Genomic DNA, 17,380 nt, shown 5'->3' on the forward strand with positions numbered 1-17,380 from the left:
CATGGCGGCATGATAAGCCCCAATGTTCACCTCTGGTGACACCTCACAAAAATAATCAGGACACCATCCCCTGTGGGAGCGGGCTTGCTCGCGAAGGCGGCGGGTCAGTCAGCAATGATGTTGAATGTAAGGTCGCTTTCGCGAGCAAGCCCGCTCCCACATTTAGATCGGGGTTGTGCCGACGGTCGGTTTTCATTTGGGGCGCTGCTTCACTGGCCTAGAGTTTGAAATGTATTTGTCCAGAAAAAAGGAGTGCACGATGGACCTCAACCGTCGTCAGTTCTTCAAGGTCGCCGGTATCGGCCTTGCGGGCTCGAGCCTCGGCGCGCTGGGCATGCTCCCGGCGCCGGCCTTTGCCGAGCAAGTGCGTCATTTCAAACTCGCCCACACCCATGAAACCCGCAACACCTGCCCGTACTGCTCGGTGGGTTGCGGCTTGATCATGTACAGCCAGGGCGACCAGGCCAAGAACGTCGCCCAGAGCATCATCCACATCGAAGGCGACGCCGATCACCCGGTCAACCGTGGCACCCTGTGCCCGAAAGGCGCGGGCCTGCTGGACTTCATTCACAGCCCCAGCCGCTTGCAATACCCGCAAGTGCGCAAGCCGGGCAGCACAGAATGGACGCGAGTTTCCTGGGACGAAGCCCTGGACCGCGTGGCCGACCTGATGAAGGCTGACCGCGACGCCAATTTCATCGAGAAGAACGCCCAGGGCCAAACAGTGAATCGCTGGCTGACCACCGGGTTCCTCGCGGCGTCGGCGGCGTCCAACGAAGCGGGCTACATCACCCACAAGGTGATCCGCAGTCTCGGCATGCTGGGGTTCGATAACCAGGCGCGTGTCTGACACGGTCCGACGGTGGCAAGTCTTGCCCCGACGTACGGCCGTGGTGCCATGACCAATACCTGGACCGATATCGCCAACGCGAACCTGATCCTGGTGATGGGCGGCAACGCAGCAGAAGCGCACCCGTGCGGTTTCAAATGGGTGACCGAAGCCAAGGCGCATAACAAGGCACGGCTGATCGTGGTCGATCCGCGATTCACCCGTACCGCGTCCGTGGCCGACTATTACGCGCCGATCCGTACCGGCACCGACATTGCCTTCATGGGCGGGCTGATCAATTACCTGCTGACCGAAGACAAGATCCAGCACGAGTACGTGCGCAACTACACCGACGTATCGTTCATCGTCAAAGCCGGGTACGGCTTCGAGGACGGGATTTTCAGCGGCTACGACGTGGCCAAGCGTCAGTACACCGACAAGTCCGGCTGGGGCTATGAAATCGGCGAGGACGGCTTTGCCAAGGTCGACTCGACCCTGCAAGACCCGCAATGCGTCTATCAACTGATGAAAACCCACTACAGCCGCTACAACATCGACCTGGCCAGCCAGATCTGCGGCATGCCGGTGGAAGCGATCAAGAAAATCTGGGAAGAAATCGCCACTTGCTCGCAACCGGGCAAGACCATGACGATTCTTTATGCTTTGGGCTGGACCCAGCACTCCATCGGCTCGCAAATCATCCGCAGCGCGGCGATGGTGCAATTGCTGCTAGGCAACGTCGGCATGCCTGGCGGCGGGGTCAACGCCTTGCGTGGGCACTCGAACATTCAGGGCCTGACCGACCTCGGCTTGCTCTCCAACTCGCTGCCCGGTTACCTGACCCTGGGCCTGGATGCCGAGCAGGATTACGACGCCTACATCACCAAACGTACGCAAAAACCCTTGCGGCCTGGGCAACTGTCGTACTGGCAGAACTACAGCAAGTTCCACGTCAGCCTGATGAAGTCCTGGTACGGCAACAACGCCACCGCCGAGAACCATTGGGCCTACGACTATTTGCCGAAACTCGACATCCCCAACTACGACATCCTGAAAATGTTCGACCTGATGGGCCAGGGCAAGGTCAACGGCTACATGTGCCAGGGTTTCAACCCGATTGCCGCGTTGCCGGACAAAAACCGCGTGATGGCGGCACTGGCCAAGCTCAAATGGCTGGTGGTGATGGATCCGCTGTCCACCGAGACGTCGGAGTTCTGGAAAAACGTCGGGCCGTACAACGACGTGACCAGCGCCGATATCCACACCGAAGTCATTCGCCTGCCGACCACCTGTTTCGCCGAAGAGGACGGCTCGCTGGTCAACAGCAGCCGCTGGCTGCAATGGCACTGGAAAGGCGCCGACGGACCGGGTGAAGCGCTGACCGATATCAAGATCATGGGCGAGTTGTTCCTGCGCCTGCGCAAGCGTTATCAGGCGCAGGGCGGGGCGTATCCCGAGCCGATCCTGAAACTGTCCTGGCCGTACAAGATTCCCGACGAGCCTTCGCCGGAAGAACTGGCCAGGGAAATCAACGGCGTTGCCACCACCGATTTCACCGATGCCACTGGTGCGGCGATCAAGGGCAATTCACAGCTGGCCGGTTTCGCCCAGCTCAAGGACGACGGCAGCACCGCGTCCGGCTGCTGGATTTTCTGTGGCAGCTGGACCGAAAGCGGTAACCAGATGGCCCGCCGCGACAACAGCGATCCGTATGGCATGAAACAGCACCTCGGCTGGGCCTGGGCCTGGCCGGCAAACCGGCGGATTCTCTACAACCGTGCTTCAGCCGATCCGCAAGGCAAGCCATGGGACGAGAAAAAACGCCTGGTGTGGTGGAACGGCAAGGCCTGGGGCGGCACCGATGTGCCGGACTTCAAGGTCGATTCGGCACCGGATGCCGGGATGAACCCGTTCATCATGAACCCCGAAGGCGTTGCGCGGTTCTTCGCCGTGGACAAGATGAACGAAGGGCCATTCCCCGAGCACTACGAGCCGTTCGAAACCCCGATCGGCATCAACCCGTTGCACCCGAACAACAAGCAAGCCACCAGCAACCCGGCGGCGCGGATCTTCGACTCGGTGTGGGACACCCTTGGCGTGGCCAAGGATTACCCGTACGCCGCGACGAGTTATCGGCTGACCGAGCATTTCCACTTCTGGAGCAAGCACTGCAAGCTCAACGCGATCGCGCAGCCGGAGCAGTTCGTCGAGATCGGCGAAGTGCTGGCGAAAGAGAAGGGCATCGTCGCCGGTGACAAGGTCCGGGTCAGCAGCAAGCGGGGTTTTATCGAAGCGGTGGCGGTGGTGACCAAGCGCATTCGTCCGTTGCAGGTCAACGGCCAGGTGGTGCACCAGATCGGGATCCCGTTGCATTGGGGATTCACCGGGTTGACGCGTCACGGTTACCTGACCAACACCCTGGTGCCGTTCCTCGGCGATGGCAACACTCAGACCCCGGAATCCAAGTCATTCCTGGTCAACGTGGAGAAAGTCTAAATGGCCAGCCAAGACATCATCGCCCGTTCGGCCACCACAACGGTGCCGCCGTCGGCGCGCAATCAGGAGGAAGTGGCGAAGCTGATCGACACCACCAAGTGCATCGGCTGCAAGGCGTGCCAGGTCGCCTGCTCGGAATGGAACGAGTTGCGCGACGACGTCGGCCACAACCTCGGCACCTACGACAATCCCCAGGACCTGACCGCAGAAACCTGGACCCTGATGCGCTTCACCGAGCACGAAACCGACGCCGGCAACCTCGAATGGCTGATCCGCAAGGACGGCTGCATGCACTGCGCCGAACCCGGTTGCCTGGCTGCGTGCCCGAGTCCGGGGGCGATCATCAAGCACGCGAACGGCATCGTCGATTTCGATCAGGACCATTGCATCGGCTGCGGTTATTGCATCACCGGTTGCCCGTTCAACATCCCGCGTATCTCGCAAAAAGATCACAAGGCCTATAAGTGCACGCTGTGTTCGGACCGGGTCGCTGTAGGCCTGGAACCGGCCTGCGTGAAAACCTGCCCGACCGGCGCGATCGTTTTTGGCACCAAGGACGACATGAAGGAACACGCCGCCGAGCGCATCGTCGATCTCAAGAGCCGTGGTTTTGAGAACGCCGGCCTGTACGACCCGGCCGGGGTTGGCGGCACTCACGTGATGTACGTGCTGCACCATGCCGACACGCCGCAGCTTTATGCGGGACTGGCGAAGGACCCGGAAATCAGCCCGTTGGTGGGTTTGTGGAAAGGCCTGAGCAAACCCCTGGGCTTGCTGGCCATGGGTCTGGCAGTGCTGGCCGGGTTCTTCCATTACGTGCGCATCGGGCCGCAGATTGTGGAAGAGGATGAGTTGCCACCGTTCAAGGATCCGGCGGTGCACGAAGTCGATGCATCGGTGCATACCTTTGATCCGCGCGGGGAGGACAGACCATGATCCGCAAGCAGATCCTGCGCTACACCGCCAACCAGCGAACCAATCACTGGCTGGTGGCGATCCTGTTTTTCATGGCCGCGCTGTCCGGGCTGGCACTGTTTCATCCGGCGCTGTTCTGGCTGAGCCACCTGTTTGGCGGTGGGCCATGGACGCGGGTTTTGCACCCGTTCATGGGCGTGCTGATGTTTGTGCTGTTCCTCGGCTTGGTGATTCGTTTCTGGCGGGCGAACTTCTTCATTCGCAACGATGGGCTGTGGCTCAAGCGCATCGACCGGGTGATCAAGAATGAAGAGGAAGGCGTGCCACCGATTGGCAAGTACAACCCCGGGCAGAAGCTGCTGTTCTGGACGCTGCTGTTATGCATGTTAGGGTTGTTGTTCACGGGGTTGGTGATCTGGCGCGCGTACTTCAGCGTGTATTTCGGCATCACCACGATTCGCTGGGCCATGCTGTTGCATGCGCTGGCGGGGTTTGTGCTGGTGTTGAGCATCATCATTCACATCTACGCCGGGATCTGGATCAAGGGTTCCATCAGCGCCATGGTCCACGGTTGGGTCAGCCGCGCCTGGGCGAAGAAGCACCATGAGCTCTGGTATCGCGAAGTGACCCGCGACGAAGACCCCGACCGACCGATCAGAAAAGGATAAGCCCATGGCGACGATTCTTGAGCCTGGACAGATTGAAGCGGCGGCCAGTTCGCCGCCGTTTCTGCACCTGCCACCGCGCAACCTGTTCACCTTGCGCGCGCAGGGGCTGGAGCGGTTGGCCGAGGGGCATCCGCTCGCTGATTACCTGCGACTGATGGCCGGCTTGTGTCATCTGCAACAGGAAATGCTGGATGACCTGCCGGTTGATGAGCTGCCAGACACCGAGCGGTTGAGCGTCTGTCAGCAGCACGGTTTGCCGCCGTTCGCCGCTGACAGTCGGGTGCGTGAGGAGGATTGGCTGCCGTTTCTATACGCGCTGTTGCTGCGCTATAAGCCACCGCCACAACCGGCAGTCAAAAGCGCGATCAACACGCTGCTGGGCGCCAATCCCGGACAGCTCAAGGCCTGGGCGGTTGCCTTGATCAGCGGTCAATTCACCTTGCTGCCGGCGGCGGTGGTGCCGTTTCTCGGCGCGGCGTTGCAAGTGGCGTGGAGCCATTGGTTGCTGGACACGCCGAACCTGGATCTCAAGCCCGGCGACAGTCTTAGCCAATGCCCGGCCTGTGGGTCACCGGCCATGGCCGGGGTGATTCGCCATCGTGGCAAGTTCAACGGTTTGCGCTATCTGGTGTGTTCGCTGTGTGCCTGTGAATGGCATGTGGTGCGGGTCAAGTGCGTGTACTGCGAGCAGAGCAAAGGCCTGGAGTACGTCAGCCTGGATGATGATCGATACGCGGCGGATCAGGCGCCGCTGCGCGCGGAGGTCTGCCCAGGCTGCAACAGCTATTTGAAACTGCTGTATCTGGAAAACGATGCCGAGGCCGAGCCGTTGTCGACCGACCTGACCAGCCTGCTGCTCGATATGCGCCTGGAACAGGAAGGCTATCAGCGCCTGGCGCCGAATCTGTTGTTGGCTCCCGGAGGCGAATGAACCCAACGTCTACACTCAGGCGCGACGGTTCATTGCTTTACGGAGTTACCGATGTCCAACCTGCGTCTGCCTTCCATCGACAGTTTATTGCGCCATCCGGCGTGCCGGCCGCTGGCTGAGCGCTACGGCCGGGATGCATTGCTGGCGAGTCTGCGGCAGTTGCTCGATGACTTGCGCGAGCCGGTTTTGTCAGGACAACTGGCGGCCGTCGAGATCGCGCCTGAAGTGCTGGCAGGCAGGGCGGGTGAACGGCTGATAGCGCAACATCGCAGCCATGTGCGCCGGGTCTTCAACCTCACCGGCACGGTTTTGCACACCAATCTGGGACGCGCGCTGTTGCCGGACGAAGCCATCGATGCCGTGCAAATGGCGGCGCGCTATCCGATCAATCTGGAATTCGACCTTCACAGCGGCAAGCGCGGCGACCGTGACGACCTGATCGAAGGCCTGATCCGCGAGTTGACCGGTGCCGAAGCGGTCACCGTGGTCAATAACAACGCCGCCGCCGTGCTGCTGACCCTCAACAGCCTGGGCGCGCGCAAGGAAGGCATCATCTCTCGGGGCGAGCTGATTGAAATCGGCGGCGCGTTTCGCATCCCCGACATCATGGCCCGGGCCGGGGTGAAACTGGTTGAAGTCGGCACCACCAATCGAACTCACGCCAGGGACTATGAAGCGGTTATCGGCCTGCGCAGTGGCTTGATCATGCGCGTGCACGCGAGCAACTACGCCATCTCCGGTTTCACCACCAGTGTGCCGACGGCGGAACTGGCCGAGTTGGCGCACAAGCATGCCTTGCCGTTGCTGGAAGACCTGGGCAGCGGCAGTTTGCTGGATTTGACCCGTTGGGGCCTGCCGGCTGAGCCGACGGTGCGCCAGGCGCTGCTGGATGGCGCGGACATCGTGACGTTTAGTGGCGACAAGTTGCTGGGCGGTCCGCAGGCCGGGCTGATTGTCGGGCGCAAGGACTTGATCGAGAAGATCAAGAAGAACCCGCTCAAGCGTGCGCTGCGGGTCGACAAACTGACCTTGGCGGCGATGGAAGCGGTGTTGGGTTTGTACCGCGATCCAGATCGACTCGCCGAACGCTTGCCGAGCCTGCGCCTGTTGACCCGACCTCAAGCCGACATCCTCGCCCAGGCCGAACGCCTGCAACCTTCATTGGCGCAAGTGTTGGGCGAAGGCTGGAATGTCAGCGCGGTGCCGGCACTGGGCATGATCGGTAGCGGCAGCCAACCGGTGGCGCGTCTGCCGAGTGCGGCGTTGTGCCTGCGGCCAGTGGCTTCCAAACGCTTGCGCGGTCGAACCTTGAATGGGCTGGAAGCAGCGCTCCGGGGCTTGCCGATTCCGGTGCTCGGGCGCATCGATGACGACGCGTTGTGGCTGGACTTGCGGCAACTGGACGACGAAGCGGCGTGGCTCGCGCAACTTGATCAACTGAAAGGACGGGAAGGGTGATTGTCGGTACGGCCGGGCACATTGACCACGGCAAGACGTTGTTGCTGGAGGCGCTGACCGGCCAGGCGGGGGATCGGCGTCGCGAAGAGCGTGAGCGTGGCATGACCATCGATCTCGGTTACCTCTACGCGGCGCTGGAGACGGGGGCGGAGTTGACCGGGTTTATCGACGTGCCGGGGCATGAGCGCTTCACCCACAACATGCTCGCCGGGGCGCAAGGGATTGATCTGGTGCTGTTGGTGGTGGCGGCGGATGACGGGGTGATGCCTCAGACTCGCGAGCATCTGGCGATTGTCGAGTTGCTGGGGATTCCTCGGGCGTTGGTGGCGATTACCAAGTTTGATCGGGTTGAGCCTGCGCGCGTCGAGGAAGTCCGCGTACAGATCCATGCGTTGCTTGCGCCCGGCCCCTATGCAGACGCGCCGCAGTTCGCATTGTCGAGTGTCACCGGCGAGGGCGTTGGGGCATTGCGTGAAGCGCTGCTCGCTGAGCAAAAACACGTCCTGCAACGCAGCAAAAACGGCGGGTTTCGGCTGGCGATTGATCGAGCCTTCAGCGTTGCCGGCGCCGGCATTGTGGTGACCGGCACGGCGTTGTCCGGTTCGGTGGCCGTGGGCGATACTTTGCTGCTCGGACCGTTGGGCAAACCGGTGCGAATACGAGGTCTGCATGCGCAGAATCAAGCTGCCGACCATGCCTTCGCCGGGCAACGGGTGGCGCTGAACCTGAGCGCCGAACGCCTGAACCTGGAACAGATCCACCGCGGCCAATGGCTGCTCGCCGAGTGGCTGCACGCGCCGACCCAGCGACTCGATATCGAGATGCGCCTGTTGCCCGCTGAAGCCGTGCCGTTCGTGCATTTCCACCCGGTGCACGTGCACCTCGGCACGCAAGACGTGACCGGGCGTGTCGCATTACTGGAAGGCCCGAGCCTGGCACCCGGCGAGCGGATGTTCGCGCAGTTGTTGTTGAACGCGCCGGTACACGCAGTGAAGGGCGATCCGCTGATCCTGCGCGACCAAAGCGCCCAGCGCACCCTCGGCGGTGGTCGGGTGCTCGATCCGTTTGCACCGAGCCGCCATCGCCGCAGTCCCGAGCGATTGGCGCAGCTACAGGCGCTCGCCAGCGCCGACAGTCTTGAAGCTGTCATGCCTGCGCTGCTGGCCAACAGCGACACCGGACTTGATCCGCAACGCCTCGAACGTCATTTCAACCGTCCGCGCAATAGCTGGGACTTGCCCGAGGACGTGCGCCTTATCAACACCCGCCAAGGCCCGCTGTTATTCAGCGCCGAACGCTGGGAATCTTTCAAACCGCCGCTGCTGGAACACCTCGCACGCTTCCATCAACTGGAACCGGATCAGATGGGCCCGGACCGCGATCGCCTGCGCCGGTTTTCGGGCTCCGTGCTCGACCGTCCGACGTTCATCAGCCTGCTCGACGAGTTACTGGCCAGCGGCGTGGTGGTCAGCAGTGGACCGTGGCTGCATCTGCCCGATCATCAAGTGCGCCTGAGTGCCGACGACGAAGCCTTGTGGCAACAATTGCAGCCAACGTTTGAACAGGCAGGTTTCAATCCGCCATGGGTGCGTGACCTGGGGCATGACGAAGTGGTGGTGCGCCTGCTGCTGCGCAAAATGGCGCGTCTCGGGTTGCTGCATCAAGTGGTGCGCGACCTGTTCTACACCGACACGGCGCTGCGCGGATTGGCGGCTATGCTGTTGCAACTGGCCGCTGAAAGCCCGGTGATCGAGGTCGCGGCGTTTCGTGATTCGGTGGGTTTGGGTCGCAAGCGCAGCGTGCAGATTCTTGAGTACTTCGACCGGATCGGCCTGACCCGACGCCTTGGTGACCGGCGCCAGATCCGCCTCGAAAGTGCACTGGCCCAGGCCAACGAATAAGGAAGGCAATCGCGCCCGGTGGCGCGGCCGGGCTTCAAACCCGGTTGGGGACGGCATCCGTTCCCGGGCAGGTTCGACTCCGGCTGCCTTCCGCCAGTTTCACCGTGGCGCCAGTTCCTTGATCAGGAAATCAATGAACGTGCGGGTCTTCTGCGGCACGCGCCGCGCGGACGGGTAGACCGCGTTGATGGTGATCGGCGGTGCCTGCCATTCGCACAACACCGACACCAGCCGACCGGCCGTCAGCGCCTCTTCGACAATGAAATCCGGGAGCAGGGCGATGCCCATGCCGGCTTCGGCGGCCTGGGCGAGCAAGTCGCCGTTGTTGGCGTGCAACGGCCCGGTGACGTTGACCCGTTGGGTGTCCTTGCCGTTGCTCAATTGCAGGCTGACGCCGCTTTGCAAATAGCCGTAGTTCAAGCATTGATGGTGGGTCAAGTCCTTCGGCACCTGGGGCGTGCCGGCACGTTTCAGGTAGGCCGGCGAGGCCACCATGATTCGCGGCGCCGGGGCCAACAGGCGGGCGACCATGGATGAGTCGGGCATGCTCGCAATCCGCAGCGTTACGTCGAAACCGCCGCGCACCGGGTCCACTTGCTGATCACTCAGCACCAGTTGCAGCTCGATGTTCGGGTGCAGATCATGGAACACCGGGATCAGCGGCCCGAGACGCCGCAACCCGAAGGACATCGGCGCGTTGATCCGCAGCACGCCACGCAATTCACCGACGCCATCACGGGCCCGTTGTTCGGCTTCATCCAACGAGGCGATCAGCTCCCGCGCCGCATCGTAATACTCGGCGCCGGCCTCGGTCAGGTGCAGGCTGCGGGTGGTGCGTTGCAGCAATTGCACGCCGATCGCCTCTTCCAGCGCCTGAATCTGTTTGCTGACTTTTGAGCGCGGTACATCCATCGCCCGGGCTGCGGCGGCGAAGCCGTTTTCACCGACGGTCACGATAAACGCGCGCATGCATTCGATACGATCCAAGGATTGTCCCCAATTTGGAATCAATGATTCCCGATTTTAGGGAATTGTTCCTTTTATGACTAGCGCCTAAATTAGCAACCAAGCCGCCAACAAACAGCGACTAACCCATTAAACAAAACTCATCGACATCAAAAGGAACTCGCCATGTCCATCCGTGAATTGCTCAACCCAACCAACTCCACCCTGATCCTGATCGACCACCAGCCGCAGATGTCCTTCGGCGTGCAATCGATCGATCGCCAGACCCTGAAGAACAACACCGTGGCCCTGGCCAAGACGGCGAAGATCTTCAACGTGCCGACCATCCTGACCTCGGTGGAAACCGAAAGCTTCAGCGGTTTCATCTGGCCGGAATTGCTGGGTGTGTTCCCGGATCAACAGCCAATCGAGCGCACCTCGATGAACTCCTGGGAAGACAAGGCACTGGTCGCTGCGGTCAAAGCCACCGGGCGCAAAAAGCTGATCATGGCGGCGCTGTGGACTGAGGTCTGCCTGAACTTCCCGGCGCTGGAAGCCCTGGCTGAAGGCTACGAGGTGTACATCGTCACCGACGCGTCCGGCGGCACCACCAAGGAAGCCCACGACATGTCCGTGCAACGGATGATCCAGGCCGGCGCGGTGCCGGTGACCTGGCAACAAGTACTGCTCGAATACCAACGCGACTGGGCCCACAAAGAAACCTACGACGCCGTGATGGAACTGGTACGCGAACACAGCGGCGCCTACGGCATGGGCGTGGACTACGCCTACACCATGGTGCACAAAGCCCCGCAGCGTCAGGTCAAATAAGCGAACGATCACCGGCCCTGGATTCAATACAGGGCCAAACAGGTGGGAGCGGGCTTGCTCGCGAAGGGGGAGTGTCAGTCGACAGAGATGTTGCCTGGGCTACTGCTTTCGCGAGCAGGCTCGCTCCCACATTTTGTCCTGCGTGAAACCCGATCCTGTGACCGCTGCCATTCCCCCTGTGGGAGCGAGCCTGCTCGCGAAGGCGGTCTGTCTGACGCGGCGAGGTTGGATGTGCCGCCGTCTTCGCGGGCAAGCCTCGCTCCTACAGGGATTTCAGAGCCCGAAGGTCAGTGGGTATTGGATGACGACGTACACCCGGTCGATGTCATCCCCAGCCTGGGCGGTGTTGCCTCGGTGCGAGACGTGGGACAGTTGCAGGGACAAGCCTTTGGCCGTCCCGGATTGCACGACGTAGTGCAAGTCGATGTCGCGTTCCCAATGTTTTCCACCGTCCCCTTGCTGTGGTGCGTACTCGCTGCTTTCACTATCGAACGGGTTGTAGGCGCCACCTTTCGGCGCATGCGTTCCGTCAATATCGCGACCGGTCACATAGCGGGTCATGAACTTCAGCCCCGGAATGCCAAATGCACCCAGGTCGAGGTCGTAGCGCGCTTGCCAGGAGCGTTCATGGGCGCCGTTGAAGTCGGCGTATTTGATCGAGTTGGCCAGGTAGATGGAGTCGCCACCGACGAAATCGAACGGCGTGTCACCGTCGATTTGTTGATAGGCGAGGGTAAATCCATGCGCGCCGAGGCTGTATTTGCCCGACAAGCTGTAGGCCGTGTTGTCGATTGCACCCGCCAACGCCCGGCCGGTGTCCTGCGTGTGATACAGATTCGCGTCAAGAAACACGTCCGATTGCTTCAGGTGCAGATTGCCGTAGTACTGATGCCAGGTGTCGCTCAGCTCGGAGGCATACCAAGCGCCGCCCACCGGACTGTTGGTGAACAAATCGGCCCCGAGAAAGGAAATCCCGCCAGCCTCGGTATTCGCACCGTAACCATAAAAGTCATCCTTGCCCGATGAACTGTCCTGATTCTTGAACGCCGTGAAATGCCCGGCCACCAGGTTCATGCCGTCGATTTCCCGGCTGTTCATGAGAAAACCCGTGGCGTACTCCGGTTGCAGGCGTTTGTCCGACGTATCGAACACCGGGGTTTCCACGGTCATTTCACCAAACGCCAGGGTCGTGCGGGACGCCTTGATCTTGATCGCGCCACCGCCACTGGAATAATTGCTGTCACTGCGACCGTCACTATCGACCGGCAACAACCCGGTGCCCGAATGCCCCTTGCCACCATCCAGCTTGAGCCCGAAAAACCCATGGGCGTCCAGGCCAAAACCCAGAATACCTTCGGTGAAACCGGATTCAAAAGTGCTGATAAACCCTTGAGCCCATTCAGCTTTGTAGCTTTTGCCAGAGGGCGAGGGCGTTCGATAGTCGCTGTTGAGGTAAAAGTTGCGACTCAGCACCCCAAGCGTTGCGCCCTCCAGAAAACCTGTGGGCGCCGGTTCATCCGCCAGGGCGGTGCCGACGAACAGTATCGACAAACAAGCAATACGGTGTTGTGCGGAAAACATCATCGATCGATCACCACGAGGGGCAGCGACTGCGCGAGCAAATCACGCAGTCGCTGATGTTGCTTAATGACCTTCGGACGCGCCGAACATGGTTTTCGCGTAGATCAGCCCCAGGCCATACGAGCCGCCATTGGCGATGGAGGTTTTCACGGTTTCTTCGTAGGTCTCGGTGCGAGCCCAGTCACGTTGCAGTTCCAGCAGGTATTGCAACGAAGTCATCGGCCGCGCGCCGAGCTGGATCATGCGTTGAATCGCCATGTCATGGGCTTCGATGGACACGTCGCCACAAGCATCGGCGATGAAATAAACCTCGAAACCCTGATCGATAGCCGACAACGCCGGGCCGACGATGCACACGGACGTCCACAGGCCGGCGAGGACGATTTTCTGCTTGCCGAACTTGTTGACTTCAACCGCGATGCGCTCGTCTTCCCAGGTGTTCATGCTGGTGCGGTCGATCACGTTGTGTTCCGGGAACACCGACTTGATCTCGTCGAAGATCGGCCCGGAAAAGCTCTTCTCGGCGACGGTGGTAAGAATGGTCGAAACGTTGAAGCCACGAGCAGCCTTGGCCACCAGTGCGGCGTTATTGCGCAGGGTCACGGCATCGATGGACTTGGTCGCAAAGGACATCTGCGACTGGTGATCGATCATGATCAGGGTGTGATCGGTAGGGTTCAGCAGGGTTTTGCCGGGAACTGCTTTTGCAATGGCCATCACGAGGTCCTTACGGGAGTGAGTGAAGGCTCATGGTTGCGCAGATTCGGGCGGGGATATTGAGTGGGTGTGCTGTGTTTTGTGCTGTGAGCGAGCCCTGCGCGACAGTCATCTATCACGCAGGGCAGTGGGTCATTGCATCACATAGCGCCCCGGTGCCGACTCCAGCGCCGGGTATTGCACATTGCCGGTGTGCAGCGCCGAAGGCTGGCGCTCGCCGGCGTGTTCGGCCAGCCAGACGAACCAGTCGTTCCACCAGCTACCGGGATGTTGCTGGGCATTCATGAACCAGGTGTCCGGTTTTTTGGTCACGCGGTTGTTGGTCCAGTAGTGACGTTTCTGATTGGCCGGCGGGTTGATCACCCCGGCGATGTGCCCCGAGGCGCCGAGCACGAAACGCTTGGTGCCGCCGAGCAATTCAGTGCTGGCGTAGGCGCTTCTCCACGGCACGATATGGTCGTCGTGGGTGGCGAGGATGTACGCCGGCGCCTCGATGGCCCGCAGGTCGAGTTTGACGCCGCAGCAATCCAGCTCACCGGATTTCAGGTCGTTCTGCAGGTAGGTGTGGCGCAAATACCAGCAGTACATCGGGCCGGGCAGGTTGGTGCTGTCGTTGTTCCAGAACAACAGGTCCAGAGCCGTCGGCTTCAGGCCCTTGAGGTATTTGTCGACGTTGTAGTTCCACCACAAATCATTGGGCCGCAGCAGCGAGAAGGTATTGCCCATGTCCTCGCCCTTGAACAGGCCGATCGGGCCGTCCTTCCCGCCGATGGTGCGCTCGCGGTAAGCCACCAGCTGTTCGTCGACGAAGATGTCGATGGGACCGGTGTCGAGGTAATCGAGGAAAGTGGTCAGCAGGCTGACGCTGGCGATGTCTTTATCGCCGCGAGCGGCCAGTACCGCCAACGCCGTGCTTAACAGCGTGCCGCCGATGCAGAAACCGACGCAATTGGGCCGTTGCTCGCCGCTGATGTCGCGGGTGACTTGCAGGCCTTTGATGATGCCGGTTTCGATCAGGTCATCCCAGGTGGTGCCGGCATGTGCCTGGTCGAAGTTGCGCCAGGACATCAGGAATACCGGATGCCCTTGCTGCAACAGGTGACCAATCATTGAGTTGTCGGGGCGCAAATCGAGGATGTAGTACTTGTTGATCGACGGCGGCACAACGAACACCGGGCGCCGGTACTGGGTTTCGGTTTGCGGGTAGTACTGGATCAGCTGGAACAGTTCGTTCTCGAACACCACTTCGCCGGGGGTGGTGGCCAAATCCACGCCGACCTTGAATGCATTGCTGTCGCACTGGCGCATCTTGCCTTCTTGCAGGTCGTTGGCCAGGTGCAGCATTCCTGTGATCAGGCTGGCGCCTTGGGTGTCGGCCACCCGTTGCAAGGCATCCGGGTTACTGACGAGGAAGTTGCTCGGCGCCCCGGCGGCGATGGCTTGCTCCACCAGGTACAACAGGCGCTGGCGCGGTTTTTTGTCCTTGATCGGCAGCTTGTCCAGCAGCTTCAGCATGAAACCGGCGTTGAGCAGGTAAAACGCGGCCAGCGAACCAAACAGCGGTTGGCTCCAGGCGCCGCTGGCGAAACGCCGATCCTCAAACGTGAACGGCTGGCCGGTCATCAGGCGCTGGCCGAGGTCGCCCCATTGCAGTTGATAGTCGGACTGCAGGTTGTCGAGGGTGCCACGGGGCAGGTCGAACCAGTCGTTGTATTCCTGCCCTGTGAACCACGGATTGGTGCTGACCCACAGGCGTAATTGTTGCACTGCAAAGGAAGCAACGAACGGAACCTGGCCAGACCAGAACGTGTTGAACGTGTGCGCATTGTTATCCATGGAACTCCTTGCCCACAAAGATCAACCGGGCAGAAAAAAGCGCGACACCGTGTACGGTGCCGCGTCAGTAGCTAAGGCAAGCAGTTCGGTGTGACTAGCGCTCGATGACCAGGCTGACGCCTTGACCGCCACCGATGCACAACGTGGCCAAACCTTTGTGGCCATCGCGACGGATCAGCTCAAACAGCAGCGACACCAGAATCCGCGCACCCGATGCTCCGATCGGGTGGCCGAGGGCAATCGCACCGCCGTTGACGTTGACTTTGCTGGTGTCCCAGCCCAGTTCCTTGCCGACCGCCAGTGACTGCGCGGCGAAGGCTTCATTGGCTTCGATCAGGTCCAGGTCATCAAGGCTCCAACCAGCCTTTTCCAGCACCCGGCGGGTGGCCGGTACCGGGCCGATGCCCATGATCGACGGGTCGACGCCGGCACTGGCGTAAGCCTTGATCCGTGCCAGCACGGGTAATCCCAGCGCCTGGGCCTTGGCGGCACTGGCCAGCAACAGCACGGCGGCGCCATCGTTGAGGGTCGATGAATTGCCGGCGGTGACGCTGCCGTCTTTCTGGAACGCCGGTTTGAGTTTGCCCAGGGACGCGAGGCTGCTGTCCGGTCGCGGCTGCTCATCGGTGTCGAAGGCCAGCGGCTCACCTTTACGCTGGGGAATCAGAATCGGGGTGATTTCCCGCTTGAAGTAACCGGCTTCAATGGCCGCAGCGGCCTTCTGCTGCGAGGCGGCGGCGAAGCTATCTTGCTGTTCGCGAGTGAGGCTGTATTTCTGCGCCAGATTCTCTGCCGTGATGCCCATGTGGTAGTCGTTGAAGGCGTCCCACAAACCGTCCTGAATCACGCTGTCTTGCAATTGCGCGTGGCCCAAACGCAAACCGGTTCGGGCCTTGGGCAGGACGTAAGGCGCCAGGCTCATGTTTTCCTGGCCGCCGGCAATCACCAACTCGGCGTCGCCACAGCGAATCGCCTGGACCGCCAGTTGCACAGCCTTCAGTCCGGAGCCACAAACTTTGTTCAAGGTCATGGCGGGCGTGGTGAAGGGCAGGCCGGCCTTGATTGCAGTCTGGCGGGCCGGGTTTTGCCCCGACCCGGCGCTGAGCACCTGGCCGAGGATCACTTCATCGATCTGTTCGCCGTTGATCCCGGTCTGTTCGAGCAAGCGGCGAATCAGCGCCGCGCCCAGTTCGGTGGCCGGAATCGCGGACAAGGCACCCTGGAAGCTGCCAATGGCGGTACGAGTAGCGGCAACGATTACGACTTCGTTCATGCGTGACCTCATCAGGAATGTAGCGAACGGCAGCAGGGCCTCCATGCCCCGCGCGGGTTACTGCATGTTCATGCCGCCGTTGACCGAGAAGTCGGCACCGGTGCTGTAGGCCGACTCATCGGACGCCAGCCAGGCGACGATGGAGGCGATTTCCTCAGGCTGGCCGAGGCGACCGACCGGCGTGGCCGCGATCATGCTGTCGAGGATGTCCGGGCGAATGGCGGCGGTCATGCTGGTCTGGATGTAGCCCGGCGACACGGTGTTGACGGTCACGCCCTTGGCGGACACTTCCCGCGCCAGGGCCATTGTGAAACCGTGGATGCCGGCCTTGGCCGCGCTGTAGTTGGTTTGCCCGAACTGGCCGCGCTGGCCGTTGATGGAAGAGATGTTGATCACGCGTCCCCAGCCTTTGCTCAACATGCCTTCAATCACCTGTTTGGTGGTGTTGAACAGGCCGGTGAGGTTGGTGCCGATTACCGCATTCCAGTCTTCGTGGGTGAGTTTGCGAAACGAGGCATCCCGGGTTATGCCGGCGTTGTTGACCAGCACATCGACCGGGCCGAGCGTCTCCCTGACCATTTCGAATGCCTTGCGGGTTGATTCCCAGTCGGTGATGTCGCCGTAGACAAACTCGAATTCAAACCCGGCTGCCAACTGGGTCGCGGCCCATTCATTCTTGCGCGCGGAATCAGCGCTGCATCCCACCACAACCTTGAAGCCTTCCTTGTAAAGACGCTGACTGATCGCCGTACCAATCCCACCCATACCACCGGTTACCAACGCAATACGACCAAGCGACTTCATAGACTTCTTCCCTTTTTTCTTTTGCGCTGCAAGATGGGGAGATTGTTGGGTATTGCCGGGGCCTGCGGAAGTGTTGTGAGGTGACGGTGTGGTGTCCAACGGTGCCAAACGTGGTTAAAAACGAGGAATACCTATACTGGGATCAACACTCGCCATTGAGCGGCCCGATATTCTTTGATTCAACGCAGATCAGTA

General features: G+C 61.0%; 13 protein-coding genes and 1 tRNA gene. 8 read left to right on the top strand and 6 right to left on the bottom strand.

Going from position 1 to position 17,380, the window contains the following annotated elements; all coding sequences use genetic code 11:
* Positions 1–259 precede the first annotated feature (259 nt).
* The 7 genes from fdnG (at position 260) to LOY68_RS16350 (ending at position 9,294) form a co-directional block, all read left to right on the top strand.
* Entirely contained in the window at positions 260–3,325 is a 3,066-nt protein-coding gene (gene fdnG, locus LOY68_RS16320; RefSeq protein ID WP_265038519.1) for a formate dehydrogenase-N subunit alpha, read from the top strand.
* The gene (fdxH, locus tag LOY68_RS16325) at positions 3,326–4,261 is read left to right on the top strand and encodes a formate dehydrogenase subunit beta (RefSeq protein ID WP_265038520.1); all 936 of its coding nucleotides are present in this window, start codon (positions 3,326–3,328) and stop codon (positions 4,259–4,261) included.
* A complete protein-coding gene (locus tag LOY68_RS16330) occupies positions 4,258–4,908 on the top strand; it encodes a formate dehydrogenase subunit gamma (protein WP_163910129.1) in 651 nt (216 codons plus the stop codon). The genes fdxH and LOY68_RS16330 overlap by 4 nt, the downstream gene beginning before the upstream one ends.
* Positions 4,909–4,912: 4 nt before the next feature.
* Positions 4,913–5,839, top strand: a complete 927-nt coding sequence (fdhE, locus tag LOY68_RS16335; RefSeq protein WP_265038523.1) for a formate dehydrogenase accessory protein FdhE — start codon at positions 4,913–4,915, stop codon at positions 5,837–5,839.
* 51 nt (positions 5,840–5,890) lie between these two features.
* The gene (gene selA, locus LOY68_RS16340; protein ID WP_265038525.1) at positions 5,891–7,297 is read left to right on the top strand and encodes an L-seryl-tRNA(Sec) selenium transferase; all 1,407 of its coding nucleotides are present in this window, start codon (positions 5,891–5,893) and stop codon (positions 7,295–7,297) included.
* Positions 7,294–9,198, top strand: coding sequence for a selenocysteine-specific translation elongation factor (selB, locus tag LOY68_RS16345; RefSeq protein ID WP_265038527.1), 1,905 nt, complete (start codon positions 7,294–7,296; stop codon positions 9,196–9,198). The genes selA and selB overlap by 4 nt, the downstream gene beginning before the upstream one ends.
* Positions 9,199–9,294: transfer RNA gene (locus tag LOY68_RS16350), tRNA-Sec, on the top strand. It begins immediately after the preceding gene.
* 3 nt (positions 9,295–9,297) lie between these two features.
* On the opposite strand, the gene LOY68_RS16355 is transcribed toward LOY68_RS16350, so the two are convergent.
* Positions 9,298–10,185, bottom strand: coding sequence for a LysR family transcriptional regulator (locus LOY68_RS16355; RefSeq protein ID WP_265038528.1), 888 nt, complete (start codon positions 10,183–10,185; stop codon positions 9,298–9,300).
* 144 nt (positions 10,186–10,329) lie between these two features.
* Here LOY68_RS16355 and LOY68_RS16360 point away from each other — a divergent pair, with 144 nt between their 5' ends.
* On the top strand, positions 10,330–10,974 hold the full coding sequence (locus LOY68_RS16360; RefSeq protein ID WP_169369454.1) for a hydrolase: 645 nt from the start codon (positions 10,330–10,332) through the stop codon (positions 10,972–10,974).
* A gap of 273 nt (positions 10,975–11,247) precedes the next feature.
* Here LOY68_RS16360 and LOY68_RS16365 read toward each other — a convergent pair whose 3' ends face one another.
* The 5 genes from LOY68_RS16365 to phbB all read right to left on the bottom strand — a co-directional run bounded on the left by LOY68_RS16365 (position 11,248) and on the right by phbB (position 17,185).
* A complete protein-coding gene (locus LOY68_RS16365) occupies positions 11,248–12,558 on the bottom strand; it encodes an OprD family porin (protein WP_265038531.1) in 1,311 nt (436 codons plus the stop codon).
* A gap of 60 nt (positions 12,559–12,618) precedes the next feature.
* A complete protein-coding gene (locus LOY68_RS16370) occupies positions 12,619–13,272 on the bottom strand; it encodes a hydrolase (RefSeq protein WP_163910135.1) in 654 nt (217 codons plus the stop codon).
* 132 nt (positions 13,273–13,404) lie between these two features.
* Positions 13,405–15,108 (bottom strand): class I poly(R)-hydroxyalkanoic acid synthase, encoded by a 1,704-nt coding sequence (gene phaC, locus LOY68_RS16375; RefSeq protein WP_265038534.1) that lies wholly within the window; start codon positions 15,106–15,108, stop codon positions 13,405–13,407.
* 94 nt (positions 15,109–15,202) lie between these two features.
* The gene (locus LOY68_RS16380) at positions 15,203–16,381 is read right to left on the bottom strand and encodes an acetyl-CoA C-acetyltransferase (RefSeq protein WP_265038535.1); all 1,179 of its coding nucleotides are present in this window, start codon (positions 16,379–16,381) and stop codon (positions 15,203–15,205) included.
* 57 nt (positions 16,382–16,438) lie between these two features.
* Positions 16,439–17,185: an acetoacetyl-CoA reductase gene (gene phbB / locus LOY68_RS16385; RefSeq protein ID WP_163910138.1), complete on the bottom strand. Its 747-nt coding sequence runs from the start codon at positions 17,183–17,185 to the stop codon at positions 16,439–16,441.
* Positions 17,186–17,380 lie beyond the last annotated feature (195 nt).

This window comes from Pseudomonas sp. B21-053, assembly GCF_026016365.1.
Taxonomy (GTDB): Bacteria; Pseudomonadota; Gammaproteobacteria; order Pseudomonadales; family Pseudomonadaceae; genus Aquipseudomonas; species Aquipseudomonas nunensis.

Bases quoted from the DNA above. Each gene is read 5' to 3' on its own strand.
- LOY68_RS16330 (WP_163910129.1), top strand. From the start codon at position 4,258: ATGATCCGCAAGCAGATCCTGCGCTACACCGCCAACCAGCGAACCAAT.
- LOY68_RS16365 (WP_265038531.1), bottom strand. From the start codon at position 12,558: ATGATGTTTTCCGCACAACACCGTATTGCTTGTTTGTCGATACTGTTC.
- selA (WP_265038525.1), top strand. From the start codon at position 5,891: ATGTCCAACCTGCGTCTGCCTTCCATCGACAGTTTATTGCGCCATCCG.
- LOY68_RS16370 (WP_163910135.1), bottom strand. From the start codon at position 13,272: ATGGCCATTGCAAAAGCAGTTCCCGGCAAAACCCTGCTGAACCCTACC.
- phaC (WP_265038534.1), bottom strand. From the start codon at position 15,108: ATGGATAACAATGCGCACACGTTCAACACGTTCTGGTCTGGCCAGGTT.
- fdhE (WP_265038523.1), top strand. From the start codon at position 4,913: ATGGCGACGATTCTTGAGCCTGGACAGATTGAAGCGGCGGCCAGTTCG.
- fdxH (WP_265038520.1), top strand. From the start codon at position 3,326: ATGGCCAGCCAAGACATCATCGCCCGTTCGGCCACCACAACGGTGCCG.
- LOY68_RS16360 (WP_169369454.1), top strand. From the start codon at position 10,330: ATGTCCATCCGTGAATTGCTCAACCCAACCAACTCCACCCTGATCCTG.
- phbB (WP_163910138.1), bottom strand. From the start codon at position 17,185: ATGAAGTCGCTTGGTCGTATTGCGTTGGTAACCGGTGGTATGGGTGGG.
- LOY68_RS16380 (WP_265038535.1), bottom strand. From the start codon at position 16,381: ATGAACGAAGTCGTAATCGTTGCCGCTACTCGTACCGCCATTGGCAGC.